We start from the raw sequence: 26,583 nt of genomic DNA on the forward strand, positions 1-26,583 counted from the left end.
GCGGCGTGCCACGAGATACGCCCGGAGTCCGCTAACATCTCCAAACAAACGGGAGAACTCATGGGATTCCTCGCAGGAAAGCGCATTCTCATCACCGGCTTGCTGTCCAAGCATTCAATTGCCTATGGCATTGCCAAGGCCTGCCACCGGGAAGGTGCGCAACTCGCTTTCACGTACCAGAACGAACGCTTTCAAGAACGCCTCGCCAAGTTTGCCGCCGAGTTCGACAGCACGCTGATTTTCCCGTGCGATGTCGCCGAAGACGCGCAAATCGACGCCCTCTTTGCCGCCATTGCAACGCACTGGGAAGGGCTCGACGGCCTGGTTCACTCCATCGCCTTCGCCCCCGGCGAAGCCATCGAGGGCGACTTCCTCGACGGCATCTCGCGCGAAGCCTTCCGCATCGCCCACGACGTTTCGTCCTACAGCTACCCGGCGCTTGCCAAAGCGGCGCGTCCGCTGCTGCAAAAGGGCAACAACCCGGCCCTGCTTGCGCTGACCTACCTTGGCGCCGAACGCACCCTGCCGAACTACAACACGATGGGCCTCGCCAAGGCCAGCCTCGAAGCGGCAACGCGCTATCTGGCGTTCTGCCTCGGCCCGCAAGGCGTTCGCGCCAACGCCATCTCGGCGGGCCCGATCAAGACGCTGGCGGCTTCCGGCATCGGCAACTTCGGCAAGCTCCTTGCCTACAACGCGCACAACGCGCCACTGCGCCGCAACATCACCATCGAAGAAGTCGGCAACGCCGCCGCCTTCATGCTCTCCGATCTGGCAAGCGGCATCACCGGCGAGATCATGTATGTCGATGGCGGCCTCAACACCACCGCCCTTGGCAACCCGGCGCCCCTGCCGGCTTGAACGAGCCAGTACCCGTAAAAAAAGCCGCGTCTAGCGGCTTTTTTTACGTCTGCGATCTTGGTTATCGTGGTTATCGGCGCTTGCGACGGGTGACAGGCTTCGTGGCGGTTTCCGCCGGGTACCAAGGCCAGCCAATCAAGGAGTAGCTGGCCAGGAGAGTCAGCAACAAAACCCGCGCTCCCGCGCATCCGGCAGACGCCCCGGCCAGCACCTCACCGGGAACGTCTGCCGCCGACGCTCAGCGCTCGCTGGCGTCGAGCGCCTTGCGATTGATTTCAACCTTGGTACGGGCACGCAGGGACGCCAGATAGGCTGCGAAGTCTTCCTGCGCTACCACCGCCGCGTAATCGCGGGCCACGGCACGACGACGCGCTTCGTCGACGTTCTCCGGCTGGCTGACCTTGCTGATGCGATAGATCGCGTAGTCACCATTGTCGAGCGTCATGCCGACATAGGCGGGCAGCTTCGCCACCGGCGCCTGCAACACGGCACGCGCGACGACCGGCGGGGCCGGCAGGGGTTGCAGACGCGAGAAGGTCTTGTCAGCGCCCCAGTTGGCCTTGTCGCCGGCCACGCCTTTTTGCAACTCGGCCAGACGTGCTTCGCCGGCCTTCTTCGCCAGCGCCGCCGCTTCACGCACTTTAAGATGCGCTTCGATCTGCGCCTTCACCGACTCGAGCGGACGTGCTGCCGCCGCCTGATGCTCGACGACGCGTGCCGACAGCAGCGTGTTAGGCGCAATTTCCACAGCCTCGGTGTTGCGCTTGTTCTTCAGCGCGTCGTCGGAGAACAAGGCGGCCTGCACCTTCGCGTCACGCAACGGGCCAAAACCCAGCGCCTGTTGCGGTTCGGCGTTCTTCGGCATCCAGCCGCTGGTCTCGATCTTCAGACCAAAACGTTCGGCGGCCGGCTTGAGGCTGTCCGGTTGTTCGTAGACGAGGTTGGTAAACGCCTCGGCGGCTTCGGCAAAGCGCTTCGACGCGGCCTGATGCTTGAGTTCGGCAACGATGTCCGGACGCACTTCTTCAAGCGAGCGTTGCTTGCCCGGACGGATCGCCGTCACCTTGATGATGTGATAGCCGAAGTCAGACTTCACGATGCCCGAAATCTCGCCTTCCTTCAGCTTGAAGGCCGCCTCCTCAAAATCCTTGACCATCGCGCCGCGGCCGAAGAAGCCCAGATCGCCGCCCTTCGCCGCCGAGCCCGGATCTTGCGAACGGGCACGGGCGATGTCGGCAAACTTCGCCGGCGACTGCTGCACTTCTTTCAGCAGCGCCTCGGCGGCCGCCTTGGTCTTGGCCGGGTCTTTGTCCTTGTCGAGCAGGAGAATGTGGCTGGCGCGACGTTCTTCAGCGGACTGATAGCGATCCTTGTGGCCCTCGTACCAGGCCTTGACGTCTTCGTCGCTGACCTTGGCCTGCGCCAGCAGGGCATCAAGCGACAGCACGACGTACTCGGCGCGCACCTGATCGGGCGTCTGGAAGAGACGGGCGTTTTCGTCGTAGAACTTCTTGATCGCCGCCGCGTCGATGCTCACCTGGCTCGCGTACTGCGCCGCCGGCAAGCGCAACTCGCCGGCCAGACGCTCTTCCGACTCGACGCGCAGGATGGCGTCGCCGGAGGTCTTGGAGACGATACCGCTGTCGCCGACGGCGCCGACCAGCTGCTGCAGCGTCAGATCCTGGCGCAGTTGCGCTTCGAACTGTGGCTGCGTCATGCCTTGGGCGCGCAGTGCAGATTCATAGCGATCATTGGAGAAAACGCCGTTTTCCTGCAAGGCGGGAATGCGGCCGATGAAATCACGCAGGGCGTCGTCGCTGACGGTAAGCCGCGAGTGATTCGCCTCGACCAGGAGCAAACGCTTGTCGATCAGAGCGTTGAGCGTCGCCATGCGCGCTTCGGGCGTATTCATCTGCTCGGGTTTGAAGTTGGCACCGAGCGTCTGACGCATGCGGTCTTGCTGTTCGCGCCAGGCCTGCTGGAATTGCTGGTTGGTGATCTTCGAATCGCCGACACTGGCCGGATCTTCTCCAGCGCTGCCGCCACGCACGTAGGAGTCCACCCCCCACAAGGCAAATGGCAAGGCAATCAGGACGAGAAATATCTGAACGATTTTCCGGTTGTTGCGGACTGCGTCGAACATGATGAAATGAGCGCCTGTGAGTCGTTTCAAGACTGGACGGTCGTCGGCAAGAAAAAAAGGCGAACTCTCGTTCGCCTTCTGCTTGCCTGGCGGAGTGTCAAAACCGCAGCACGACCCGTTGTGAAAACCTGAGAATCCTTTGCCTTAAGGTCTTGCGCGCAGAGGACATTATGCAAAAACCCATGCCCTGAAAACGCCCATGACCGGCGGGCGCATGATAGCAAGAAAGCGGTTTGCAGGCCAATTGAGGGACACCGGCACTTCGCCCACCGACCGCCAGCGACTGCCGCGAATGCGCGCAGGAATGCCCGCGCCTCACGCGCCGCCGCGCCGCATTCGCCGCATTCGCCGCCGCGTGCGACGATCATTTCTGGACATCATGAGACACCCCGCGTAGCATCGCCGCCCCGCTCAAAGCCGTCCGTCCCGCCACCATGTCTCACGCCCCCTCCGCCCGCGCCTGCGGAATCGATTTCGGCACGTCAAACTCGACGGTCGGCTGCCTGCGGCCGGAGCACCCAACCCTGCTGACGCTCGAAGACGGCAAGGTGACACTGCCCTCGGTGGTTTTTTTCAACGCCGAAGACGAAAGCACTCGCTTTGGCCGCGCCGGTCTCGCCGACTATCTGGCGGGCTACGAAGGCCGGCTGATGCGTTCGCTGAAAAGCCTGCTCGGCAGCCGCCTGATCGAAGGCAAAACCGAAGTCCACGGTCGCTCGCTTCTCTTTCGCGACTTGCTCGCGCAGTTCATCGGCGAACTGAAACGCCGCGCCGACCAGCACGGCGAGCGCCCTTTCGCGCAGGTCGTAATGGGCCGCCCGGTCTATTTTGTCGACGGCAACCCGGAGGCTGACCAGGCGGCAGAAGCAACGCTGGCCGAGATCGCCCACGCGGTCGGCTTTACGGACGTGAGCTTCCAGTTCGAGCCGATTGCGGCGGCCTTTCACTACGAAACCAGCCTGGCGCGCGAAGAGCTTGTTCTAGTTGCCGACATCGGCGGCGGCACCTCCGACTTTTCGCTCGTTCGCCTCTCGCCAGCGCGTGCGCGCAAGGACGACCGGCGCGACGATCTCCTCGCCAATGGCGGCGTACACATCGGCGGCACCGACTTCGACCGGCAGCTCAGCCTCGCCAGCGTCATGCCGCACCTGGGTTATCGCAGCCAGCTGAACAGCGCGCGCGAGATGCCCTCCGGCATCTTCTTCAACCTCGCCACATGGCACACCATCAATTTCGCCTATACGCGGCAAGTTCTGGCCGAGCAGCAGCGCCTCGCCATCGACGCCCGCGAACCCGAGAAAATGGCGCGCCTGCTGCGCCTGATCGACACGCGCGCCGGCCACTGGCTGGCGAACGAGGTCGAACACGCGAAGATCGCCCTCTCCGACAGCGACCGCATCGACCTGCCGCTCGACCGTCTGGAAGCCGCGCTGACACTACCGATCACACGTGACGAATTCGATCAGGCCACGGCAGGTCTCGTGGACTCCGTCGAATCAACCGTCGCCGGCCTGCTGCGCGATGCCGGCGTCGCGGCGGAGGCAATCGACACCGTCTTCTTTACCGGCGGCTCCAGCGGCGTGCCGCGCCTGCGCCAGCGCATCGCCGCCCTGCTGCCCAAGGCACGGGCGGTCGAGGGCGACCTCTTTGGCAGCATCGGCGCCGGACTCGCCGTTGAAGCCGCGCGCCGTTACGGCTAGGCCAAGCAGCGACACGCGGCAGGAGTCAGGCGAGCGCCGCGAACACGGCGGATGCGACAGGCAAACCGGGGCGCGAGGGCAGGACACGGCACCGCTGGCGGCACCGTCATTCCCTGATCAATGGCCCACCACCGTGCGCCAGAGCACGGCAGCCCCTACGGCCACTCCGTCGCATCGACCAGCACCGTCAGCATGGCGGCGAGGCCTACCGCGTCCTCAGCGTCAAAACGGCCCGGACGCGGGCTGTCGATATCGAAGACCGCACATAATTGACCGCGTACCCGCACCGGCAGCACCAACTCCGAACGGGAATCCGCGTCGCAGGCGATGTGGCCGGGGAAGGCATGCACATCCGGCACAATCTGCACGGTCTGCTCGCGCGCGCAGGCGCCACACACGCCGCGCGCAAAGGGAATGCGCACGCAGGCGACTTTTCCCTGAAACGGCCCAAGCACCAGCTCCTGCCCGCGCACCATGTAAAACCCGGCCCAATTCACCTCGCCCAGAGCGCCATACACCAGTGCCGAGAATTGGGAGAGATTGGCGAGCCAGTCGCGCTCGCCCTGCAAGAGCGCACGCGTCTGCTCTGCAAGAAGCGCGTAAAATTCGCGCTTGTCGGCAGTTGCCGGCGGGGTAAAAGAAGTATCCATGCGCGGAAACTAGCGCGAGACGCCCCACCAAGGCAAGGCGTCTCGTGGGATGCCCTCGGTTCGCCGCCAGCCGCCGCCCTTCAGTGGTTGGCGGTCAATCAGATACGGTACTGGCCGACGATCCTTTGTAGCTGCTGCGCCAAACCGGCGAGTTCCTCCGAGGTTTTCGAGGTCGTCTCGGCAGCGGCGCTGTTCTCCTCCGTCATCTGCGCGATTTTCTCGACCTGCTGGGCGATCTCCATGCTGGCCGTGCCCTGCTCGCGAATCGAGTTCGTGATCTCGCTGACCATGTTGACCGTCTCGCGTGAGCCGTTTCCGATCTCCTGCATCGCACCACTGGCCTGCTCGGCGTAGCTGACACCGGCGCCGACCGCGCCTTCCACGCCCTGGATGCTCTGTACGGCGGCTTGCGAGCCCGCCAGCATCTGCTCGATGGTCGTAGCAATCTCCTGCGTCGACAGAGCCGTCCGCTCGGCCAACTTGCGCACCTCATCGGCCACGACGGCAAAGCCGCGCCCCTGCTCGCCTGCGCGCGCCGCCTCGATGGCGGCGTTCAAAGCCAGCAGGTTGGTCTGATCGGCGATTTCCTTGATGGCCGAGACGATGCTGCTGATTTTTTCACTCTGTTGCTCAAGCTCGGCGAGTTGCCCCGAGGCTTCCTTGACCGTATGGGCGATGCCGTTGATCGACTCGACGGTGCCGGTAATGACCTCTTCGCCCTTGCGCGCGACATCGCCGGCGTGGCTGGCAAGCTTGTTGGTATCACCCGCGCGGTCGGCAACGTGATTGACGCTAACCGTCATTTCTTCGACCGCCGCCGCCATGCTGGAGGCCGCTTCGCTCTGCTGCCGCGAAGAAGACGACATCTCGTGCGCCGCCTCCGCCACCCGTTGCGCCGCCTCGCTGACCGATCCCGCGTGCCCGGTAATGTCGCGGAAGCTCTGCTGCAAGCGATCCGTCAGGGCGTTGAACGCCCGCGCCACCTTGGCGATTTCGTCACGCCCTTCCGCCGGCAGGCGGACGGTGAAATCGAGGTCTTTCTCGACGCGTGAGAAAGAAGCCACCATGCTGGAAAGCGAACCCGAGACATGCCGGTACATGATGAAACCAATGGCGGCGATGAGCGCGATAAACAGCACGATAACGGCCAGGAGAAGAATCTTTGCCCGATCGTAAGTCGCGTAAGCCGCGTCGGCATTCTGGGTGGCGAGGTCGTAGTTGTACTGACTATGGTCGTTGAGCGCGGTTACCAGCCCGTCGATGGTTTGCCGTGCCTCACCGAGTATCTTGACCCCCTCTTCTTTTCTCCCCTGATGAAGGTCCGCGAGAATTCTTTCGGCAACCACGACATACGCGTCCACGAAGCGGTTATCCGCTGCCAGCAACTCTCGATCCTTATCGTCAGAGATAAGCTTCTCGTAATCCTTCAGCGCCGCTCTACCTTGATCGATACGCTTGTGAAAAAGGGCTTCCAGCGCGGCTCTTTTCTCTGGATCGGCTTCGACCAGCGCGTTCAACAGCGAAGGCCGCGCCCGCAGCAACGCGACTTGGGCTTCACCTAGCGTCTTGATACTAGGCAGGGAGTTCTCGTTGGTATAGCGAACGCCAACGTTGATATTCGATATTTCGTAAAGGCTGAAGCCCCCCATACCCAGTAATGCGCCTACTGCAACGACAACCAGTACGACTATTCGGGCTGCAATGCTCATCATGCCTCCTCGGCCAACTGAGTGCTTTTCCGTGTATTCCGGATTGTCAAACCTTGTCGTGCGGGTAGCCCGTCGCTCAGGTGTATCAGCAGGCTGCACCACACAGCCATCAAGATCGTGTCTTGATCGCTAGCTAGGGCAACCGGTACGGGACTTGGTTCAACGAGGTCAGCACGCACGATACTGCCTGAGGCTTGCGGTGACGAAGACCGTGGAGAGACCGAGGCGCTTCGCGTCAGCGTTCCCTCAGCAGGCTGATTGGCAATCTGGCGCAGCTTTTCGATTAGTGTGTTCGCCGCGTGGAGGTCTGTTCTTGTGAAGGTGTCACGTCAATTCACACGTTCGCGTTCGAGCTTGCTTGGCAACGTCGATAACTGAGACTGCGCCAGACACAACAACGCTAAGGCCGTACAGGTTTTACGGGCGCTGTCTATGCGAGGTTTGCCACGCCAGGGAGAGCGTTGCGTAGCACCTTGTGTCTGCTGAACTACGCGAACAGAACCGGGGGTTCTCTGGATTCACGCGGCGGCGAGGACTCAGAAGCGAATTACCACGACTAATCCTCGAGCGAAAAGATGAGCATGGAGAGCGGGGGACGGTGCAACCCAAACGGCTAACCACCACCCGCTTTGAAAAAGGGCGTTAGCAAACGTCAGCGCATTATCTTTTCGCGGCGAAAGCCAGCATGGCGTGCGGAAGCACCTGCTCATTAGTGAGATCACCGGATGACTGCATACCTTTGAGCGTCCGCAAAAGCATCTGTTCGACCACCGACGTCGCCCCGTAGGGGGGGGGCGACGTTCAATCGGGTTAAATGGCGCGATTCCCGTCAAGACGAGTTGGACGGCTCGGCGACGTTTTAGCCTGAGGATGGCAGTCGAAGTTTGGCTGTCACCCAGCAGTCACCTTGTAAAACCCAAGCGGGGATAACTGGAAGGGAAAAGATATGCTTAGAAAAAGAAAAAGCCGCTGATAAACAGCGGCTTGATCTTATGGTGTTGGCGGAGTGGACGGGACTCGAACCCGCGACCCCCGGCGTGACAGGCCGGTATTCTAACCAACTGAACTACCACTCCAGTATTACGACGAGGCTGCAGTTTTGGTGGGTGCTGACGGGCTCGAACCGCCGACATCCAGCTTGTAAGGCTAGCGCTCTACCAACTGAGCTAAGCACCCGCGAGCTGTCGAAACAGCCGCGCATTCTACCTGACTTACCCGGAAAATACCAGCCAAAAACTCGCTTACCCACACACGCCCGACGAAAGCATCACTTTGCCGAAGAAAACAGCCAAACAACCACCTCGACACAGTCAGCCAAACGCCAAGCAAAGCACTGCGAAAACCAAGGGCCCAAACCTTCCCGACACGCTGACATGCTGCACTAACGCGCGGCATGTCAGCAAGTGCGGCTAATGAGTGACGAGCGTTGTCGCCGCCCCTTCGCTGACCGCCGGCGCGGCGGCCGGCGCGTCCGCCAAGGGTTCGGGGGCCCGCTCAAGGGCGTGCTGGAGCACTTGATCGATCCACTTGACCGGGATGATCTCGATTCGGTTTTTCACGCTATCCGGAATCTCAGCCAAATCCTTGACGTTTTCCTCCGGAATTAAGGCCGTCAGCAACCCACCGCGCACGGCGGCCAAAAGCTTCTCTTTCAGCCCACCAATCGGCAGCACTTCACCGCGAAGGGTAATTTCCCCCGTCATCGCCACGTCGCAGCGCACGGGAATGCCGGTCAGCACGGATACCAACGCGGTACAAATGGCGATACCTGCCGATGGCCCGTCTTTCGGAATCGCCCCTTCAGGCAAGTGAATATGAATATCGCTCTTTTGATAGAAATCATCGGCGATACCCAAGGAGCGAGCGCGCTTGCGTACGACCGACAAGGCCGCCTGAATCGACTCCTGCATGACGTCACCGAGCTTACCCGTCGTCGTTGTCTTGCCTTTACCGGGCAATACCACCGATTCAATCGTCAGCAATTCGCCACCGACCTCGGTCCACGCAAGACCCGTCACCTGACCGACCTGATTTTCACGACCAGCAAGGCCAAAGCTATAGCGCCGCACACCGAGATACTTTTCGAGATTCCGCGCAGTAACCGCCACTTTAGTCTGGTTCTTGCGCAGCAAGAGCATTTTCACGACCTTGCGGCAAATCTTCGACAACTCGCGCTCCAGCGAACGCACGCCGGCCTCGCGGGTGTAGTAGCGCAATATATCGCGCAGCGCGCTTTCGGCCACCGTCAACTCAGCCTGCTTCAACCCATTATTCTTCATCTGTTTCGGCAACAGATAACGCTGGGCGATACTGACTTTTTCGTCCTCGGTATACCCCGATAAACGAATGACTTCCATGCGGTCAAGCAAAGGCGCGGGAATATTCAGGGTATTCGCCGTGGCGACGAACATGACCTCGGAAAGGTCATATTCCACCTCGACGTAATGATCCACGAACGTCGAATTCTGCTCTGGGTCCAGCACTTCCAGCAGCGCCGAACTGGGGTCACCGCGAAAATCGAGGCCCATCTTGTCGACTTCATCGAGCAGGAAGAGCGGGTTTTTCACCGCCACCTTGCTCATGTTCTGCAGAATCTTGCCGGGCATCGAGCCGATATACGTGCGGCGGTGACCACGCACCTCCGCTTCGTCGCGCACGCCGCCCAAGCTCATGCGCACGAACTTGCGATTCGTCGCACGAGCAATCGACTGCCCCAGCGAGGTCTTGCCGACGCCCGGAGGGCCAACGAGGCAAAGAATCGGCGCCTTGAGACGATCGACACGCTGCTGCACAGCGAGATACTCAAGGATGCGTTCCTTGACCTTCTCCAAGCCCCAGTGGTCCTTGTCGAGCACTTTTTCAGCTTCGGGCAGATCCTTGCTGATGCGGGTCTTCTTGCGCCAGGGCAGGCCGACCAGCGTCTCGATGTAGTTGCGCACGACGGTCGCTTCAGCGGACATCGGCGACATGAGGCGCAGCTTCTTCAACTCGGATTGCGCCTTGTTCAGCGCCTCCTTGGTCATGCCCGCCGCGCGAATTTTCTTGTCGAGGTCTTCGAGGTCTGCGCCCTCTTCGCCCTCGCCCAGCTCTTTCTGAATCGCCTTGACCTGCTCATTCAGGTAATACTCGCGCTGGCTCTTCTCCATCTGGCGCTTGACGCGGCCGCGGATGCGCTTTTCCACCTGCAGGATGTCGATTTCGGACTCGAGCTGCGTCAGCAGGCGCTCGATACGCGCACGGATATCGAAGAGCTCCAGCACTTCCTGCTTCTGTTCGAGCTTGAGCGGCAGGTGTGCGGCGATGGTATCGGCCAGACGACCGGCCTCTTCGATGCCAGCAATCGACGTCAGGATTTCTGGCGGAATCTTCTTGTTCAGCTTGACGTACTGGTCGAACTGCGCGATCACCGCGCGGCGCAAGGCCTCGACTTCGTGCTCAACGCCTTCATCGGCCTCAACCGCACGCGCACGGGAGACGAACATCGACTCCTGCAACTCGACCGACTCAACGACGGCGCGTTGCGTTCCCTCAACGAGCACCTTGACGGTTCCGTCGGGCAATTTAAGCATCTGCAGGATGTTGGCGATACAACCGACCGAGTAGAGATCCTCAGCTTCCGGCTCGTCCTTGGCCGCAGATTTCTGCGCCACGAGAAGGATGCTCTTGCCCGACTCCATCGCGACCTCAAGCGCCTTGATCGACTTGGGGCGACCGACGAAGAGCGGGATCACCATGTGCGGGAAGACCACCACGTCGCGCAAAGGCAACAGCGGCAGGTCAACAGACTCAACGGCGAGTGGGGTAGTGGATGACATCAATGGGCGCCTTAGAGGTAAACGTCGACGCCCCACATGGGGGCATCGACGGACATTTCAAGCCGCAGCGGCGCGGCGCGAGAGCTCAGTTGGAGCCGGAGACCTTCGGCGTGTCGGCGTAGATCAGAATGGGCTTGGCGTCGCCAGAGACCATGTTTTCGTCGATCACGACCTTTGAGACATTCTCCATGCCGGGGAGTTCGTACATGGTGTCGAGGAGGATCGCCTCCAGGATCGAACGCAGACCACGCGCACCGGTCTTGCGTTCCAGGGCCTTGCGCGCAATCGCCGTCAGGGCAGCCGGGCGGATTTCCAGCTCGACTCCTTCCATCGCGAAGAGCTTCTGGTATTGCTTGACCAGCGCGTTCTTCGGCTCGATGAGAATCTCCACGAGCGCCTCGGTAGAGAGTTCCTCAAGCGTCGCCACGACCGGCAGGCGACCGATCAACTCGGGGATGAGACCGAATTTGATCAGATCTTCCGGCTCGACATCGCGCAGCACGTCGCCAATGGCCTTGCGGTCATCCTTGCTCTTCACCTCGGCGCCAAAACCGATGCCACCGCGCTCGGAACGATTACGAATGACCTTTTCGAGACCGTCAAAGGCACCACCGCACACGAACAGGATGTTCGTGGTATCAACCTGAACGAAGTCCTGGTTCGGATGCTTGCGCCCGCCCTGCGGCGGCACCGAAGCGACTGTTCCTTCGATCAGCTTGAGCAAGGCTTGTTGCACACCCTCGCCCGACACGTCGCGCGTAATCGAGGGATTGTCGGATTTACGCGAAATCTTGTCGATTTCGTCGATATAGACAATGCCCTGCTCAGCCTTCTCGACTTCGTAATCGCACTTTTGCAAGAGCTTCTGGATGATGTTTTCAACGTCCTCACCGACATAACCCGCTTCAGTGAGCGTCGTTGCATCAGCCATCACGAACGGCACATTCAGCAGACGCGCCAAGGTCTGCGCCAGCAGGGTCTTGCCCGAGCCCGTCGGCCCGACGAGGAGAATGTTGCTCTTCGCCAGTTCGACGTCTTCTGTGTGACGCCCGTGGTGGCGCAAACGCTTGTAGTGGTTGTAGACCGCCACCGAGAGAATGCGCTTGGCCGACTCTTGGCCGATCACGTACTGGCCGAGAATCGAGAAAATCTCCTTCGGCGTCGGCAAGTCGGGGCGGACGCTCTTGCCATCCTGCTCGCCGGCGATCTCGTCACGGACGATGTCATTGCAAAGCTCGATGCACTCGTCGCAGATGAAGACCGACGGGCCTGCAATCAGCTTCTTGACCTCGTGCTGACTCTTGCCGCAAAACGAGCAATACAGCAGCTTTTCACTACCACTTTTCTTTTCCGGCATGTTCGCCTACCTCTCCCCTGAAGGACGACCAATACGTTGCACGAGCAACGCGCTCAAGCGGCCTGCCGGCTGAGCAAAACCTTGTCGATCAATCCGTATTCCGCGGCTTCTTGCGCCGACAGGAAGTTGTCACGATCAGTATCTCGCTCAATGCGGTCGACTGGCTGGCCGGTATGCAGCGCCATGATCTCATTGAGTTTTGCGCGCAAGGAAAGAATTTCCTTGGCATGAATGGCAATATCCGACGCCTGCCCCTGAAAACCGCCCATCGGCTGGTGAATCATGACACGAGAATTCGGCAGGGCAAAACGTTTCCCCTTGGCACCGGCCGCCAGGAGGAAAGCCCCCATCGACGCCGCCTGACCCAAGCACAGCGTGGACACATCGGGCTTGATGAACTGCATGGTGTCGTAGATCGACATCCCGGCGGTCACGGAACCGCCGGGCGAATTGATATAGAAGTGAATGTCCTTGTCAGGATTATCCGCCTCAAGGAACAGCAACTGCGCGACCACCAGATTGGCCGTCACGTCGTTTACCGGACCTACCAGGAAAACGACGCGTTCGCGCAAAAGACGCGAGTAGATGTCGTACGCCCGTTCGCCGCGGCCGCTCTGCTCGATGACCATCGGCACCATGCCCAGCGCTTGCGGATTCCAGCGGCTTTCGCCGCTCGCGTCTTCATGCATGCTCATACACACTCCTTAGGCCGAGTTCTGACAAAAACGTCAAGGTTACGACAGCTCTCTCAGGACTGGCGTCCCATCAACTCTTCAAAAGCGATCGGTGCATCGCTGACGCTCGCCTTGGCCAACACCCAATCAACGGCCGCCGCTTCAACCGCAACCGCTTCGATTTCGGCCAGACGCTGCGGCTGGGAATAGTACCAGCGCACGACCTCGTCCGGATTCTCGTAGCTCTGCGCGGCCTCTTCGATCAACGAACGCACTTCCGCAGGATCTGCCTTCAGATCGTTCTCGCGAATCACTTGAGCAAGAATCAGCCCCAGCTTGACGCGACGTTCAGCCTTTTCGGTAAACCATTCAGGCTGAACAGGAAAATCAGCCCCCTTGATGCCACGCTGCTCCATTTCCTTGCGCGCCTGATCGACCAGACGCTCAACCTCGCCCTCGACCAGTGCCTTCGGTGCCTGCACCGGCGTCACCTTGAGCAGCAGCTCAAGCACTTGATCCTTGACGCGAGCACGCAGACGCTTCTTCACCTCACGGCGCAGATTGCCTTCGATCTCGCTACGCATGCGTTGCACGTCGCCGTCTTCAACCCCCAGCGCACGTGCGAAGTCGGCGTCAACTTCCGGCAGCACCGGCGCCGACACCTTCTTGACCGTCACGTCGAAGCTCACCGCCTGACCGGCCAGTTCAGCGGCCGGGTAGTCGGCCGGGAAGGTCATGTCGAAAGTCTTCGACTCACCCGCCTTCAGGCCAACGATGGCCGCCTCGAAATCGGCGAGCATGGCACCGCGACCGAGCACAAAACCGTAGTCATTCGCCTGACCACCGGCGAAAGGCTCGTCGCCCTTGCGGCCGAGGAAATCGATCACCAACTGGTCGCCGTTTTCGGCGGCGCGATCAGCCTCTTCGTAGCGCACGCGCTGATGACGGAGGATGTCGAGCGTGCTGTCGATTTCAGCCGGCGTCACTTCGAAGGCAGCGCGTTCGATTTTTTCACCTTCCAGCGCACCAACCTTGACCTCCGGATAGACTTCGAAAACAGCCGAGAATTCGAGGTGTGTCGTGCTTTCGGTCGCCTTCGCCTCGATCCGCGGATAACCGGCGACGCGCAGCTTCTGCGCCTGAACCGCCTCACCGAAAGCGCGATCGATCGCGTCGGTGAGCGCCTCGTGACGCGCCTCGTCGCCGAACTGGCGACGAACGATGGCTTGCGGCGCTTTGCCCGGACGGAAACCCGCCAGCTTGAGCGTGCGCCCCTTGAGCTTCAGGCGTTGCTCAACATCCTTCTCGAAATCAGCCAGCGCAACCGCAATATCTACGCGCCGTTCGAGAGGATTCTCAACGGGCGCGGCGGACTGTTCGGAGGCGGAAGTGTTTGCGACATTCGTTTGCATTGGAATCCTCAGGAAGTGCGGGCAGAAGGACAAAAAACCGAGCATTTGGTGCGAGAGAAGGGACTCGAACCCCCACGCCTTGCGGCGCTGGAACCTAAATCCAGTGCGTCTACCAATTTCGCCACTCTCGCGGGCAGTCTGCAATTTTAACCGAGATCGCCCTATACTGTCAGCCGGCGATACAGACACACTTTGACACACTATTTCGCAGGTTTTACCTCGCTGATGCGTCGCCACCGCGTGCGAACGTGCTGTGAAGGAAGTCGCCGGCTGCCGACAGGCACTCCCGTCACTACCCGCGCAAAACCAGTCCGTCCGAGCGCCGGGAGCGCTTACACGGCGCCAACGAGCCACCAACCCTCCCGAGCGCTCGAGCCAACATCACCCGACGCTGCGGCTGAATTTTTGACAACTTCACGACTCAGTCATACCCCTTGCGCCCTCGCGCGCGCCGTTGCCGATGCCTGTCGATCACTACGAGAATTTCCCGGTTGCCTCACTGCTGCTCCCGGCGCGTCTGCGGCGCCCGATCGAGGCGATCTACCATTTCGCCCGCGCGGCGGACGATGTTGCCGACGAAGGCTCGCTCACGGCCTGCGAACGCCAGCAACAGCTCGGCATCTACTTCAACGCCCTGGAGCGCATCGAAGCCGGCCAAGATTGCGCCCCGGCATTCGCCAACCTGGCGGCAACGGTCCGCGAATGGCAACTGCCCGTCCCGCTGCTGCGCGACCTGCTACTCGCGTTTGCGCAGGACATCGTCAAAACGCGTTATGCCGATTTCGCCGAACTGCACGACTATTGCCGGCGCTCGGCCAACCCGGTCGGGCGGCTGCTTCTGCATCTGGCCGGGCGTACCGATGACGACGCCTGTCGCTGCTCCGACGCCGTCTGCACGGGCCTGCAACTTGCCAACTTCTGGCAGGACGTCGCCCTCGACTGGGACAAGGGACGCGTCTATCTGCCGCAAAGCGATCTCGTGCGCTTTGGTGTGTGCGAAGACGACATACGTGACGCGCGTTGCCCGCCCGCCTGGCAGGCGCTCATGGAATTTCAGGTGGCGCGTGCCGACGCTCTGCTGCGCGAGGGCATACCGCTCGTGCGCGTTCTCCCCGGCCGACTCGGCTGGGAAATTCGCCTGACCATCCTCGGTGGATTGCGCATCCTCGAAAAAATCCGCGCCCATAGCGGCGACGTCTTCCGCCACCGCCCCACACTGCGTCCGGCCGACTGGCTGACCCTGAGTCTGCGCGCGCCCTTCATCGCGCGCGCCAGCCATCCCGCTCTCCCCTGAGCCAGCCGCCTTCCGCTCGCCGCCCACCGCATGCCAGCCTTTTCGCCCATCACGCAATGACACCCGACCAGTATTGCCAGGAACGCGCCGCCGGCAGCGGCTCCAGCTTCTATTACAGCTTTCTGTTCCTGCCGCCGCTGCGGCGGCGGGCGATTACGGCCCTGTACGCCTTCTGCCGCGAGGTCGACGACGTCGTCGACGAGTGCCGCGATCCTGCCATCGCCGCCACCAAACTCGCCTGGTGGCGCGGCGAAGTGGAGCGCCTCTACCACGGCACGCCACAGCACCCGGTGACGCGCGCCCTGCAAGCACTGCGCGCTGACTTTGACCTGCCACAGGAGCAACTCGAAGAGATCATCGCCGGCATGGAGATGGATCTCGTGGCCGCGCGCTACGCCGATTTCAGCGCACTCTCGCTCTACTGCTACCGCGTCGCCAGCGTCGTGGGACTCCTCGCCGCCGAGATATTCGGCTACCGCGACCGCCAGACACTGCGCTACGCCAACGACCTCGGCATGGCCTTCCAGCTCACCAACATCATTCGCGATGTCGGCGAGGACGCGCGCCGCGGACGCATTTACCTGCCACAGGACGAGCTGGCGCGTTTCGGCGTCGCCGAAGCCGACCTCACCGCCGGCCGCTACAGCGATAACTTCTATCGCCTGATGGCCTTCCAGATCGAGCGCGCCGAACACTATTACGACAAGGCACTCGCCGCCCTGCCCGCCGTCGACCGCAAAGCGCAACGTCCGGGCCTGATGATGGCGGCAATCTATCGAACCGTGCTCGACGAAATCAAGCGCGACGGCATGCACACGCTGACGCAACGCCTCTCCTTGCCACCACTGCGCAAACTCTGGATCGCCGCGCGCGTCTGGCTTCGCCCATGAGGGTCGCGGTCATCGGCGGTGGTTGGGCCGGCCTTGCCGCCGCCGTCGAACTCTGCGCTGCCGGCATTCAAGTGGTCGTCTTCGAGGCCGCCGCACAACTGGGCGGACGCGCCCGCCGCGTCGACCTGCCCGGCGAAGCCAACGCGCCCCCACTGCACCTCGACAACGGTCAGCACATCCTGATCGGCGCCTACCGCGAAACGCTGCGCCTGATGCGCACCGTCGGCGCCGAGCCGGAAGCACGGTTGCAGCGCCGCACCCTCACCATGCTCTATCCGGGCAGCCCCGACGCTCCGGCCTTCCAGCTCAAGCTGCTGCGCCTGCCGTCGCCGCTGCATCTGGCACTGGGCCTCCTCGGCGCACGGGGCGCCACGCTCGGCGAAAAAATCCGTGCCGCACGCTTCATGCGCACACTGCAAGCCCAGCACTGGACGCTCGCGCAGGACGAAACCGTCAGCCAGCTGCTCGACCGGCACGGCCAGCATGGAGCCTTGCGGCAGCGTTTGTGGGAGCCACTCTGCCTGTCGGCCCTCAACACACCGGCAGCCGAAGCATCGGCGCGCGTCTTCGTCACCGTCATGGGCGATAGCCTCGGCGGCGCCCGCGACGCCACCGACCTGCTCCTGCCGGCGGCCGACCTCGGGGAAATATTCCCGGCGCCCGCAGCGCGCTTCATCCGGACGCACGGCGGCGACGTGCGCACCGCCTGCCGGGTCCAGTCGCTATGCGCCGCTGGCGACGCCATGCGCGTCGTCTGTGGCGCAGACAACGACGCCGAGTCCTTCGATCATGTCGTCGTCGCCACCGCCGCTCCTGCCGCTGCGCGCCTTCTGGCGCCCTGGCCGACGCTGGCCGCGCGCTTTGGCGAACTCGCTCACGCGCCCATCGGCACGCTTTATCTCGGCTACCCGCAGAATGTCAGCCTGCCCTTCCCGATGCTCGGACTGGACAGCGACGCCAGCCCGCAGCACTCCGCCGCCGAACCGCCGCTGGGGCAGTGGGTCTTTGATCGCGGCCAGTTGTGCGCAACACCGGGCGTCCTTGCCAGTGTTTTCAGCGGACGCGGGCAATGGGAGGCGCTCGACGCAGACGCCCTTGCACAGCGCCTGCACCGCGAACTGGAAACCGCCCTCAAGCACACGCTCCCCGCGCCGCGCTGGCAACGGCTCATCCGCGAGCGCCGCGCCACCTTCGTCTGCCGCCCCCACCTTGATCGGCCGACGCCGCACACGCCGCAGCGCGGCCTCTGGCTGGCCGGCGATTACCTGTGCGCCGGCTACCCCGCCACGCTCGAAGCCGCCGTGCGCAGCGGCATAACGGCAGCGCAGGCCATCCTCGTGCGCTGAGCAGCCCGCCAGTCAGCCTTGCGAGCGCCCGTCGAACGATTCAATCGCTCCGGCGTGCATGCGTAGACGCCGGTCGCAACGGGCGGCGATTTCTTCATCGTGCGTCACGAGGATCAGCGTCGTCCCCCGCTCGGCGTTGATGGCGAACATCAGATCGATGATCTGCGCACCGGTAGCCGCATCGAGATTACCGGTCGGCTCGTCAGCCAGTATCCACTGTGGATTCGGCGCAAAGGCGCGCGCCAGCGCGACCCGCTGCTGCTCGCCCCCGGACAGCTGACGCGGCGTATGTCGCAGACGATGCGCCAGCCCGACACGCTCCAGCCACTGGCGCGCCGTCGCTTCCGCCCCCGACGCGCCCGCCAGTTCCAGCGGCAACATGACGTTCTCCAGCGCGGACAAAGACGGCAGCAGCTGAAAAGACTGAAAAACGAAGCCCAGCGAACGTCCGCGCAGCGTCGCGCGCGCGTCTTCGTCGAGCGCCGACAGGTCCTGCCCGTCGAGAAACACCGAGCCCTCGCTCGCCACATCGAGGCCAGCGATCAGGCCCAACAGCGTCGACTTGCCCGAGCCCGACGCCCCGACGATGGCCAGCGTCTCCCCCGCCGCAACCGAGAACGAAATCTCGTGCAGAATGATCAAGCTCGCATTGCCGTCACCGCCCGTTCCCGCTGATCCGCCAGCGCTCTCGCTCGCCACGCCAACCCGCTTCGTCAGCCGGTGAACGACGAGCGCCGGCGCAGGATGTTCTCCGACCGTGCCGCCCACCCACGCTTCGTTAGTTACCGTCATGTCCATCCCACGTTTCCTTTCACACCTCGTCAGGCGGCCACGCACGCTGCTTCTGGCTGCCCTGCTCTTCACCCTCCCGACCGCACAAGCGGCCGGAACGATCCTGGTTTTCGGCGACTCGCTCTCCGCCGGCTACGGCATTGCCCGCGACGCCGCCTGGCCCGCCTTGCTCGCCAAGCGTCTGGCAGAAAAGAAGCCGGAGTATAGCGTCGTCAATGCCAGCATTTCGGGCGAGACTACCGGCGGCGGCCGGGCGCGTATTGACGCCACCCTCACCCGCCATACCCCTGCCATCGTCATCATCGCGCTCGGCAGCAACGACGGACTGCGCGGTCTGCCGGTCGCAACGCTACGCAGCAATCTGCTCGCCATGACCGACAGCGCCGAACGCGCGCACGCCCGCGTGCTGATCGTCGGACAACGTCTGCCGCCCAATTACGGCAACTACGCCGAAGAATTCCATGCCGTCTTCAGCGAGGTAGCGCGCACGCGGAAAACCGCCTACGTTGATTTCCTGCTCGACGGCGTCGCCAACGACCCGCAGCTCTTCCAGGCCGACAACCTGCACCCCGTCGCCGCCGCCCAGCCACGCCTGCTCGACAACGTCTGGCGCGGACTCGGCCCGCTCTTGCGCTAGACGACTCGCCGCGCCTTTTTCCAGCGTCTCGCCAGCCGTCTGGCGAACGCAAAAAAGCCGCGTGCGGGCAAGCATTTCCGGCGGGGAAATATGCTAGATTGCCGCCACACCAAACTCGTCCGACGTACCCTGCCATCAGGTAAACCACCATGCTCGAACAGCACTATCTGACCAGCCTCTTTGAACCTAAATCGGTTGCTGTCATCGGTGCTTCGGAGCGAGAGAACTCGGTCGGCGCCATCCTCTTCCGCAACATCGTCAGCGCCGGCTACAAGGGGCGCCTCTACCCGATCAACCCGCGCCACGAAACCGTTCAGGGCGTGCAGGCCTACAAGTCGATCGAAGAGATCGGCGCCCGCGTCGAACTGGCGGTGATCGCCACCCGACCACAACTGGTGCCCGGCATCGTCGAGCAGTGTGGGCGCAGCGGCGTCAAGAACGTCATCGTCATCACCTCCGGCTTCGCCGAGTCCGGCCATTCCGGCGCCGCGCTCGAACGCAAGATGATGGAGATCGCCCGCAGCTACAACGTGCGCGTGCTCGGCCCCAACTGTCTGGGCATCATCCGCCCCGAACTCGGCCTGAACGCCACCTTTGCCAGCGTGAACGCCGCCGCCGGCAATCTGGCGCTGGTCTCGCAGTCGGGCGCCATGTGTTCGTCGGTGCTTGACTGGGCCAAATCCAACCGCGTCGGCTTCTCCACCGTCATCTCGCTCGGCAGCACCGCCGACGTCGATTTCGGCGAGATTCTCGACTACCTGATTTACGACAACCGCACGCACTACATCCTGCTGTACGTCGAAGGCATCCGTAACGCCCGCCGCTTCATGAGTGCACTGCGCTCGGCGGCGCGCATCAAGCCGATCATCCTGCTCAAGGCCGGCCGCCACGCCGCTGGCTCGGCGGCGGTACAGACGCATTCGGGCATGATCGCCGGCTCCGATGTCGTCTTCGACGCCGCCGTGCGCCGCGCCGGTGTCGTGCGCGTCAAGAACGTCGGGCAACTCTTCTACGCCTCGAAGGCGCTTGCCTCGAAGTTCCGTCCGCTCGGCAAGCGTCTGGCGATCATTACCAACGGCGGCGGGCCGGGTGCCATGGCCGCCGACCGTGCCGGCGATCTCGACATTCCGCTCGCCGAACTCTCGCTGTCGACCATGCAGGCGCTCAACGCCGCCCTGCCGGCCAGCTGGTCGCACGGCAACCCGGTCGACATCGGCGGCGACGCGACGCCCGAACGCTATCGCGAAGCCATCCTCGCCGTGGCGCAGGACCCCGAAGTCGACGGCATGCTGGTGATGCTCTCGCCGCAGGCGATGACGCAGCCGATGGAAGTCGCCAAAGCGGTGATCGCCGCCAGCGATCAGACGGACAAGGCCATGCTCACCTGCTGGATGGGCGAGGAACAGGTCGCCGAAGCGCGCCTGCTGATGGAAGACGCCGCCATCCCCGCCTTCCGCATGCCGGAAACGGCCGTCGAGCTGTATTTCCACATCTCGACCTACTACCGCAACCAGAAACTGCTCCTGCAAACGCCGGAACCGACCTCGCGGCAGGTCCGCCCGGAGACCGAAGGGGCCAAGATGCTGGTCGAGGCCGTCCTGCAGGAACGGCGCAAAGTGCTCTCCGAAATGGAGTCGAAGGCCATCCTGCGTGCCTTCCGCGTGCCGGTGGCGCAGACCATGGTCGCGCGCACGCCGACCGAGGCGCTGCTGCTCGCCGAGCAGATCGGCTTCCCGATCGCCATGAAGGTCGACTCCCCGGACCTCGTCACCAAGACCGACGCCGGTGGCGTGCGCCTGAACCTGACCAACGCCTTGGCAGTGCGCAATGCCTATCACGACATCATCGAGACGGTGCAGAAGAAGCGCCCGCATGCGCGCATCAACGGCGTCTCGATCGAGCCCTATCTCGACCGCCCGCATGGCCGCGAGCTGATGGTCGGCGTCGTCCGTGACCCGATTTTCGGGCCGGTGATCACCTTCGGCGCCGGCGGTGCTGACGTCGAAATCTTCAGCGACCGCGCCGTCGCCCTGCCGCCGCTCAACCGCTTTCTGGCGCAGGACCTGATTCGCTCGACCAAGGCTTCCCGCCTGCTCGGCGAATTCCGCAACATGCCGCCGATCAACCAGGAAGCGCTTGAAGAAGTCCTCCTCAACATCTCGGAGATGGTCTGTGAACTGCCGTGGTTGCAGGAACTCGACCTCAACCCGCTGATCGTCGACGAGCACGGCGCCATTGCCGCTGATGCGCGTATCGTCCTCGACTACATGCCCCCCTCCGGCGACCGCTATTCGCACATGGCGATCCACCCCTACCCGGTGCATCTCATTCACGACTGGCAACTGCCGGATGGTCGCGTCGTCACCGTGCGCCCGATCCGGCCAGAAGACGCCGAGATGGAGCAGGATTTCGTCAAACGCATGTCCGACGAAAGCAAATACTTCCGCTTCATGGACACGCTGCGCGAACTGACGCAGGCGATGCTGGTGCGCTTCACACAGATCGACTACGACCGCGAAATGGCGCTGGTGGCAATCCTGCACAACGACGACGGTAAGGACGAAGAAATCGGCGTTGCCCGTTACGTCACCAATCCGGATGGCGAATCGGTCGAATTCGCGCTGGCGATTTCAGACGACTGGCAAAAACACGGCATCGGCCGCAAGCTGATGACGGCGCTGATCGACTGCGCGCGCGCCAAGGGCTTCCGCACCATCGTCGGCGACGTACTGTCGCTCAATACCAAGATGTTCCGGCTGATGACAAGCCTCGGCTTCACCGTGCATCCGCACCCCGAAGATCCGGCGGTCAAGCGGGTGGTCAAGCCGCTACAGGGCTGAGGCCGGCATCCCGGCGGCCGATCGCCGTCGCTGGCGGCTCCCAGCACCCGACGCCGTGGGCGAACACCGGCGGCGCGGGAAAGCGGCGCGAATGACGCGCCGCAAGTAGAGCGTTGTGGAATGCGCGTTCTTGGCGCGCTCCTGGATACGCGTCGTTACTTGAAATTGACGTCGTACGGATAGCCGCAGTGCGCCTTGCGGCCCTCGGTGAAGGCGTCGATATCCTCCGCCTGCGAGGTTTTGCGGTCCCACCACAGCGCGCGGCCGCGCTTCTGTTCTTCAACCCATTCGGGGTTCTTCGCCAGCAGTTCGCGCATGAAGCGGGTGTGATCGGATTCGTAGCCAGCCATGAAACGTCCCTCCAGAAAATCCGCCCGCGCCTGATACGCGAGGGGTGCTGATTCTATCCTGCCTCGCCAGCCAAGGCGATGCGGCCTGATGCGTGAAATCCGCCACGAGGTTTCTCCACGGCCAGCATGGAGAAACCTCAGACGGCCCTCAAGTCACGCAGACGCTTAAGCCTTCTCGAAGCGCATCACACCGCCCTCGCAAACGACGCGGATGGTGTCTTTTGCCGCGAAACGGCCTTCGAGGATCGCCTTCGCCAGCGGGTTTTCCAGCTGCGACTGGATCGCGCGCTTCAAGGGCCGCGCGCCGTAGACCGGGTCGAAGCCGGCGGCGGCGATTTCGACCAGCGCGCTGTCGTCGAGTTGCAGCCCCATCTCCAGCTGCGCCAGCCGCTTTTCGAGATAGCCGAGCTGCACGCGCGCGATCAACTTGATGTTCGCCTCGTCGAGCGAATGGAAGACGATCACCTCGTCGATGCGGTTGATGAACTCGGGACGGAAGTAGGTTTTCACCTCGCCCATCACCGCCAGCTTGACGACGTTGTAATCCGAACCGCTCATCTGCTGGATCATCTGGCTGCCGAGGTTCGAGGTCATCACGATCACCGTGTTCTTGAAGTCCACGGTGCGTCCCTGCCCGTCGGTCATGCGACCGTCGTCGAGCACCTGCAGCAGCACGTTGAAGACGTCCGGGTGCGCCTTCTCGACCTCGTCGAGCAGGATCACCGAATACGGCTTGCGGCGTACGGCCTCGGTCAGCGTGCCGCCTTCCTCATAGCCGACGTATCCCGGAGGCGCGCCGATCAGTCGCGCGACCGAGTGCTTCTCCATGAACTCGCTCATGTCGATGCGGATCAGGTGCTCTTCCGAGTCGAACAGGAATTCGGCGAGCGCCTTGCACAGCTCGGTCTTGCCGACGCCGGTCGGGCCGAGGAAGAGGAAGGAACCGTAGGGCCGGTTCGGGTCGCCGAGACCGGCGCGCGAACGGCGGATGGCGTCCGACACCAGCCGCACCGCCTCATCCTGGCCGACGACACGACGGTGCAGACGATCTTCCATGCCGAGCAACTTCTCGCGCTCGCCCTGCATCATCTTGGAGACGGGAATGCCGGTGGCGCGCGACACCACTTCGGCAATTTCCTCAGCGCCGACCTGATTGCGCAGCAGGCGATTCTTCACCGCGCCGTCGCCCTTGCCGGCGCTCTCGGCGGCCTTCAGCTGCGCTTCGAGCTGCGGCAGCTTGCCGTATTGCAGCTCGGCCACCTTGTCGAGCTTGCCTTCGCGCTGCAGGCGGACGATTTCGGCGCGCAGGCGGTCGATCTCTTCCTTGAGGTGCGCGCTGCCCTGCACCTGAGCCTTCTCGGCCTTCCAGATTTCTTCGAGGTCTGAATACTCCTTCGACAGGCGCGCGATTTCCTCCTCGATCAGCGCGAAGCGCTTGCGGCTGCCTTCGTCCTTTTCCTTCTTCACCGCTTCGCGCTCGATCTTCAGCTGGATCAGCCGGCGGTCGAGCTTGTCCATCACCTCGGGTTTCGAGTCGATTTCCATGCGGATGCGCGCGGCGGCCTCGTCGATCAGGTCGATCGCCTTGTCCGGCAAAAAGCGGTCGGTGACGTAGCGGTGCGAGAGTTCGGCGGCGGCAACGATCGCCGGGTCGGTGATCTGCACGCCGTGGTGCAGCTCGTACTTCTCCTGCAGGCCGCGCAGGATGGCGATGGTCGATTCGACCGACGGCTCGTCGACCAGCACCTTCTGGAAGCGGCGTTCGAGCGCGGCGTCCTTCTCGATGTACTTGCGGTATTCGTCGAGCGTCGTCGCGCCGATGCAGTGCAGTTCGCCGCGCGCCAGCGCCGGCTTGAGCATGTTGCCGGCGTCCATCGCGCCTTCGGCCTTGCCGGCGCCGACCATGGTGTGCAGCTCGTCGATGAAGACGATGATGCGGCCTTCGTCCTGGGCGATTTCCTTGAGCACCGCCTTGAGGCGTTCCTCGAACTCGCCGCGGTACTTGGCGCCAGCGAGCAGCGCCGCCATGTCGAGCGAGAGCACGCGCTTGCCCTTGAGCGTTTCCGGCACTTCGTCATTGACGATGCGCTGCGCCAGGCCTTCGACGATGGCCGTCTTGCCGACGCCCGGCTCGCCGATCAGCACCGGGTTGTTCTTGGTGCGCCGTTGCAAAATTTGGATGGTGCGGCGGATTTCGTCGTCGCGGCCGATCACCGGGTCGAGCTTGCCCTGACGCGCGCGCTCGGTGAGGTCGAGACAGTACTTCTTCAGCGATTCGCGGCTGCCTTCGGCTTCCTGGCTGTCGACGCTCTGGCCACCGCGCACGGCGGCGATCGCCTGTTCCAGCGGCGCGCGCGCGAGGCCGTGCTGGCGCGCCAGACGGCCGGCTTCGCCCTTGTCGTCGGCAAGCGCGAGCAGGAACAGCTCGCTGGCGATGAATTCGTCGCCGCGCTTTTGCGCCTCGCGGTCGGTGAGGTTGAGCAGGTTCGACAGATCGCGGCCGATCTGCACTTCGCCATCGTGCCCCTCGACTTTTGCCAGCCGCTCGATGGCCTTGTCGACTGCCGCCTGCAAAGCCGGGGCATTCACGCCAGCGCGCGACAGCAGGGACGCCACTCCGCCATCGTCCTGACGCAGCAAGGCAGCGAGCAAGTGCAGCGGTTCGATCATCTGTTGATCGTGACCGAGCGCCAGACTCTGAGCATCGGCGAGGGCTTGCTGGAATTTGGTCGTGAGTTTATCGAGACGCATGGTGCATTCTCCGCAGTGAGTTCGAATGAGTTCCAGATGGGGTAGCGAGCGGCGAATTCAAGGGTGCTGCGACGGTGCTGCGACGGCGCCGCGACAGCGCCGCGGCCCATCCCCAGCGGCAGGCGCTGGCTCCAGCTGCGTTACACTCAACGACATGCATCCGAAACTCGTCGAATTCCTTGCCGGCTGCCGTGACGAAGCGCCTCTGCAACTTGGCGTGCTGCCCTTTGGCATGATCTGCGGCATCGCCTCGCTCGCCGCCGGCATGCCGGCATGGCTGGCGCAACTGGCCTCCGCCATCGTTTTTTCCGGAGCGGCACAACTGGTCATCGTGCAGATGCTGGCCGTCGGCTCGGGCGCGGCACCGATTGGCCTCACCGCTGGCCTGCTGGGCGTGCGCCATGTGCTCTACAGCGTCTCCCTAGCCGATTATGTACGCCATCTGCCGCGCCGCTGGCGGCTTCTGCTTGCCTATCTGCTGACCGATGAAGCCTATGCCATCGCGATTCTGCGTTATCAGGCACAGACGGCTGCCGTCCACCAATCCGTCCCCGGCACGCCCCCCGGCAACACCGCACCGGGGGCCACCGGCGACGCGGAAGGCTCACCAGTACGCGACCTGCGCCACTGGTACTTCTTCGGCTGTGGTCTGACCCTGTGGCTCACCTGGCAGGTATCGACCGCCATTGGCATCGTCTTTGGCGCGACCATTCCGGCCGACTGGGATATCGATTTCGCTGTGCCGCTCACCTTCATCGCCCTGCTCACCTTGCTCATACGCGAACGCGCCAATCAAGCGGCCGCCGCGGTCGCTGCGCTGGGCGCCTTGCTGCTGGCGGCGCTGCCTTACAACCTCGGCCTCGTCGGTGCGATCATCCTCGGCCTCATGGCCGGCGCGCTAAGCACACGACTCGCGCGCCGCACTCGCCTTGCGCGCGAGGCCAGCCAATGAGCACGATCAGCAAAATGAACACAGGCACACAATGAGCACCGTCTCCTTGCTACTACTGCTCGTCGGTGTCGGAGCGGTGACCTTCCTGTACCGCTATTCGATGATCGGCCTCTTTGCCAGCCGGAAGCTCCCCGACAGCGTGCGCGCACTGTGCCGACATATTGCACCCGCCAGCTTCGCCGCCCTGTGCGCCAGCGCACTGTTCATCCAGCATGGCGAAGTTACGCTTGGTTTCGATTCTCCCCGGACGTGGGCGGCGCTCATCGCGGCGCTGGTCGCCTGGCACACGCGCAACGTCATCGCCACGATCATCACCGGCATGCTGGCCTTGACCCTGCTCAAGCTGATCCTCTGAGACGCCAGACACGCGCGTCTCCCGCGGGCGAGCTGTGCGTAACGAACAGCCCGAC

The 26,583-nt window shown here is 63.0% G+C and carries 19 protein-coding genes and 3 tRNA genes; 9 read left to right on the forward strand and 13 right to left on the reverse strand.

Annotation, left to right across the window (positions count from 1 at the left end; all coding sequences use genetic code 11):
* Positions 1-60: 60 nt before the first annotated feature.
* Positions 61-861 (forward strand): enoyl-ACP reductase FabI, encoded by an 801-nt coding sequence (fabI, locus tag GHK24_RS04595; protein ID WP_153469691.1) that lies wholly within the window; start codon positions 61-63, stop codon positions 859-861.
* 238 nt (positions 862-1,099) lie between these two features.
* Here the strand turns inward: fabI and GHK24_RS04600 are convergent, their stop codons facing one another.
* Positions 1,100-3,004 carry a SurA N-terminal domain-containing protein gene (locus GHK24_RS04600; RefSeq protein ID WP_153469694.1) on the reverse strand — a complete coding sequence of 635 codons (1,905 nt, stop codon included), beginning with the start codon at positions 3,002-3,004 and terminating at the stop codon, positions 1,100-1,102.
* Positions 3,005-3,438: 434 nt separating this feature from the next.
* On the opposite strand from GHK24_RS04600, the gene GHK24_RS04605 reads away from it, so the two are divergent.
* Positions 3,439-4,704: an Hsp70 family protein gene (locus tag GHK24_RS04605; protein WP_153469697.1), complete on the forward strand. Its 1,266-nt coding sequence runs from the start codon at positions 3,439-3,441 to the stop codon at positions 4,702-4,704.
* A 155-nt stretch (positions 4,705-4,859) separates the two neighbouring features.
* On the opposite strand, the gene GHK24_RS04610 is transcribed toward GHK24_RS04605, so the two are convergent.
* The 9 genes from GHK24_RS04610 to GHK24_RS04650 form a co-directional block, all read right to left on the reverse strand.
* Positions 4,860-5,354, reverse strand: a complete 495-nt coding sequence (locus tag GHK24_RS04610) for a GAF domain-containing protein (protein WP_153469700.1) — start codon at positions 5,352-5,354, stop codon at positions 4,860-4,862.
* Between the two features lie 98 nt (positions 5,355-5,452).
* A complete protein-coding gene (locus GHK24_RS04615) occupies positions 5,453-7,165 on the reverse strand; it encodes a methyl-accepting chemotaxis protein (RefSeq protein WP_340666101.1) in 1,713 nt (570 codons plus the stop codon).
* A gap of 897 nt (positions 7,166-8,062) precedes the next feature.
* Positions 8,063-8,139 (reverse strand) — tRNA-Asp (locus tag GHK24_RS04620).
* A 24-nt stretch (positions 8,140-8,163) separates the two neighbouring features.
* Positions 8,164-8,239: transfer RNA gene (locus GHK24_RS04625), tRNA-Val, on the reverse strand.
* Positions 8,240-8,472: 233 nt separating this feature from the next.
* Positions 8,473-10,878 carry an endopeptidase La gene (lon, locus tag GHK24_RS04630; protein ID WP_153469703.1) on the reverse strand — a complete coding sequence of 802 codons (2,406 nt, stop codon included), beginning with the start codon at positions 10,876-10,878 and terminating at the stop codon, positions 8,473-8,475.
* Positions 10,879-10,963: 85 nt separating this feature from the next.
* Entirely contained in the window at positions 10,964-12,235 is a 1,272-nt protein-coding gene (gene clpX, locus GHK24_RS04635; RefSeq protein ID WP_153469706.1) for an ATP-dependent Clp protease ATP-binding subunit ClpX, read from the reverse strand.
* A 53-nt stretch (positions 12,236-12,288) separates the two neighbouring features.
* Positions 12,289-12,924 carry an ATP-dependent Clp endopeptidase proteolytic subunit ClpP gene (gene clpP / locus GHK24_RS04640; RefSeq protein WP_153470368.1) on the reverse strand — a complete coding sequence of 212 codons (636 nt, stop codon included), beginning with the start codon at positions 12,922-12,924 and terminating at the stop codon, positions 12,289-12,291.
* A gap of 59 nt (positions 12,925-12,983) precedes the next feature.
* A complete protein-coding gene (gene tig, locus GHK24_RS04645) occupies positions 12,984-14,321 on the reverse strand; it encodes a trigger factor (RefSeq protein WP_153469709.1) in 1,338 nt (445 codons plus the stop codon).
* Positions 14,322-14,367: 46 nt separating this feature from the next.
* A tRNA-Leu gene (locus tag GHK24_RS04650) sits at positions 14,368-14,452 on the reverse strand.
* Between the two features lie 329 nt (positions 14,453-14,781).
* Between GHK24_RS04650 and hpnC the strand changes: the two genes are divergently transcribed.
* Genes hpnC through hpnE form a run of 3 tightly spaced genes read left to right on the forward strand, consistent with a single transcriptional unit; the run spans position 14,782 to position 17,851 of the window.
* Positions 14,782-15,615, forward strand: coding sequence for a squalene synthase HpnC (hpnC, locus tag GHK24_RS04655; protein WP_153469713.1), 834 nt, complete (start codon positions 14,782-14,784; stop codon positions 15,613-15,615).
* A 56-nt stretch (positions 15,616-15,671) separates the two neighbouring features.
* Entirely contained in the window at positions 15,672-16,505 is an 834-nt protein-coding gene (hpnD, locus tag GHK24_RS04660; protein WP_153469716.1) for a presqualene diphosphate synthase HpnD, read from the forward strand.
* On the forward strand, positions 16,502-17,851 hold the full coding sequence (gene hpnE / locus GHK24_RS04665; protein ID WP_153469719.1) for a hydroxysqualene dehydroxylase HpnE: 1,350 nt from the start codon (positions 16,502-16,504) through the stop codon (positions 17,849-17,851). Before hpnD ends, hpnE begins: the two co-directional genes overlap by 4 nt.
* 12 nt (positions 17,852-17,863) lie before the next feature.
* Here the strand turns inward: hpnE and GHK24_RS04670 are convergent, their stop codons facing one another.
* Entirely contained in the window at positions 17,864-18,649 is a 786-nt protein-coding gene (locus GHK24_RS04670) for an ABC transporter ATP-binding protein (protein ID WP_228384536.1), read from the reverse strand.
* Between GHK24_RS04670 and GHK24_RS04675 the strand changes: the two genes are divergently transcribed.
* The gene (locus GHK24_RS04675) at positions 18,642-19,280 is read left to right on the forward strand and encodes an arylesterase (RefSeq protein WP_153469722.1); all 639 of its coding nucleotides are present in this window, start codon (positions 18,642-18,644) and stop codon (positions 19,278-19,280) included. The genes GHK24_RS04670 and GHK24_RS04675 overlap by 8 nt on opposite strands.
* Positions 19,281-19,429: 149 nt before the next feature.
* The gene (locus GHK24_RS04680) at positions 19,430-22,120 is read left to right on the forward strand and encodes a bifunctional acetate--CoA ligase family protein/GNAT family N-acetyltransferase (RefSeq protein WP_153469725.1); all 2,691 of its coding nucleotides are present in this window, start codon (positions 19,430-19,432) and stop codon (positions 22,118-22,120) included.
* A gap of 155 nt (positions 22,121-22,275) precedes the next feature.
* Here the strand turns inward: GHK24_RS04680 and GHK24_RS04685 are convergent, their stop codons facing one another.
* Both GHK24_RS04685 and clpB read right to left on the reverse strand, forming a co-directional pair.
* Positions 22,276-22,470, reverse strand: a complete 195-nt coding sequence (locus GHK24_RS04685) for a DUF3460 family protein (protein ID WP_153469728.1) — start codon at positions 22,468-22,470, stop codon at positions 22,276-22,278.
* A 165-nt stretch (positions 22,471-22,635) separates the two neighbouring features.
* A complete protein-coding gene (gene clpB / locus GHK24_RS04690) occupies positions 22,636-25,221 on the reverse strand; it encodes an ATP-dependent chaperone ClpB (RefSeq protein WP_153469731.1) in 2,586 nt (861 codons plus the stop codon).
* A 154-nt stretch (positions 25,222-25,375) separates the two neighbouring features.
* On the opposite strand from clpB, the gene GHK24_RS04695 reads away from it, so the two are divergent.
* Entirely contained in the window at positions 25,376-26,173 is a 798-nt protein-coding gene (locus tag GHK24_RS04695) for an AzlC family ABC transporter permease (RefSeq protein ID WP_153469735.1), read from the forward strand.
* 31 nt (positions 26,174-26,204) lie between these two features.
* Complete coding sequence (locus GHK24_RS04700) at positions 26,205-26,528, forward strand: AzlD domain-containing protein (protein WP_153469739.1); 324 nt, start codon at positions 26,205-26,207, stop codon at positions 26,526-26,528.
* The last annotated feature ends 55 nt before the right edge of the window (positions 26,529-26,583 follow it).

The organism is Rhodocyclus gracilis (genome assembly GCF_009617575.1).
GTDB classification, from domain to species: Bacteria; Pseudomonadota; Gammaproteobacteria; order Burkholderiales; family Rhodocyclaceae; genus Rhodocyclus; species Rhodocyclus gracilis.

Excerpts from the sequence above, each read along its gene's own strand:
- tig (WP_153469709.1), bottom strand. The coding sequence starts at position 14,321 with ATGCAAACGAATGTCGCAAACACTTCCGCCTCCGAACAGTCCGCCGCG.
- clpB (WP_153469731.1), bottom strand. The coding sequence starts at position 25,221 with ATGCGTCTCGATAAACTCACGACCAAATTCCAGCAAGCCCTCGCCGAT.
- GHK24_RS04695 (WP_153469735.1), top strand. The coding sequence starts at position 25,376 with ATGCATCCGAAACTCGTCGAATTCCTTGCCGGCTGCCGTGACGAAGCG.
- GHK24_RS04700 (WP_153469739.1), top strand. The coding sequence starts at position 26,205 with ATGAGCACCGTCTCCTTGCTACTACTGCTCGTCGGTGTCGGAGCGGTG.
- fabI (WP_153469691.1), top strand. The coding sequence starts at position 61 with ATGGGATTCCTCGCAGGAAAGCGCATTCTCATCACCGGCTTGCTGTCC.
- GHK24_RS04675 (WP_153469722.1), top strand. The coding sequence starts at position 18,642 with ATGTCCATCCCACGTTTCCTTTCACACCTCGTCAGGCGGCCACGCACG.
- GHK24_RS04685 (WP_153469728.1), bottom strand. The coding sequence starts at position 22,470 with ATGGCTGGCTACGAATCCGATCACACCCGCTTCATGCGCGAACTGCTG.
- clpP (WP_153470368.1), bottom strand. The coding sequence starts at position 12,924 with ATGCATGAAGACGCGAGCGGCGAAAGCCGCTGGAATCCGCAAGCGCTG.
- GHK24_RS04610 (WP_153469700.1), bottom strand. The coding sequence starts at position 5,354 with ATGGATACTTCTTTTACCCCGCCGGCAACTGCCGACAAGCGCGAATTT.
- clpX (WP_153469706.1), bottom strand. The coding sequence starts at position 12,235 with ATGCCGGAAAAGAAAAGTGGTAGTGAAAAGCTGCTGTATTGCTCGTTT.
- GHK24_RS04605 (WP_153469697.1), top strand. The coding sequence starts at position 3,439 with ATGTCTCACGCCCCCTCCGCCCGCGCCTGCGGAATCGATTTCGGCACG.
- hpnD (WP_153469716.1), top strand. The coding sequence starts at position 15,672 with ATGACACCCGACCAGTATTGCCAGGAACGCGCCGCCGGCAGCGGCTCC.
- GHK24_RS04600 (WP_153469694.1), bottom strand. The coding sequence starts at position 3,004 with ATGTTCGACGCAGTCCGCAACAACCGGAAAATCGTTCAGATATTTCTC.
- GHK24_RS04680 (WP_153469725.1), top strand. The coding sequence starts at position 19,430 with ATGCTCGAACAGCACTATCTGACCAGCCTCTTTGAACCTAAATCGGTT.
- GHK24_RS04670 (WP_228384536.1), bottom strand. The coding sequence starts at position 18,649 with ATGGACATGACGGTAACTAACGAAGCGTGGGTGGGCGGCACGGTCGGA.
- lon (WP_153469703.1), bottom strand. The coding sequence starts at position 10,878 with ATGTCATCCACTACCCCACTCGCCGTTGAGTCTGTTGACCTGCCGCTG.
- hpnC (WP_153469713.1), top strand. The coding sequence starts at position 14,782 with ATGCCTGTCGATCACTACGAGAATTTCCCGGTTGCCTCACTGCTGCTC.
- hpnE (WP_153469719.1), top strand. The coding sequence starts at position 16,502 with ATGAGGGTCGCGGTCATCGGCGGTGGTTGGGCCGGCCTTGCCGCCGCC.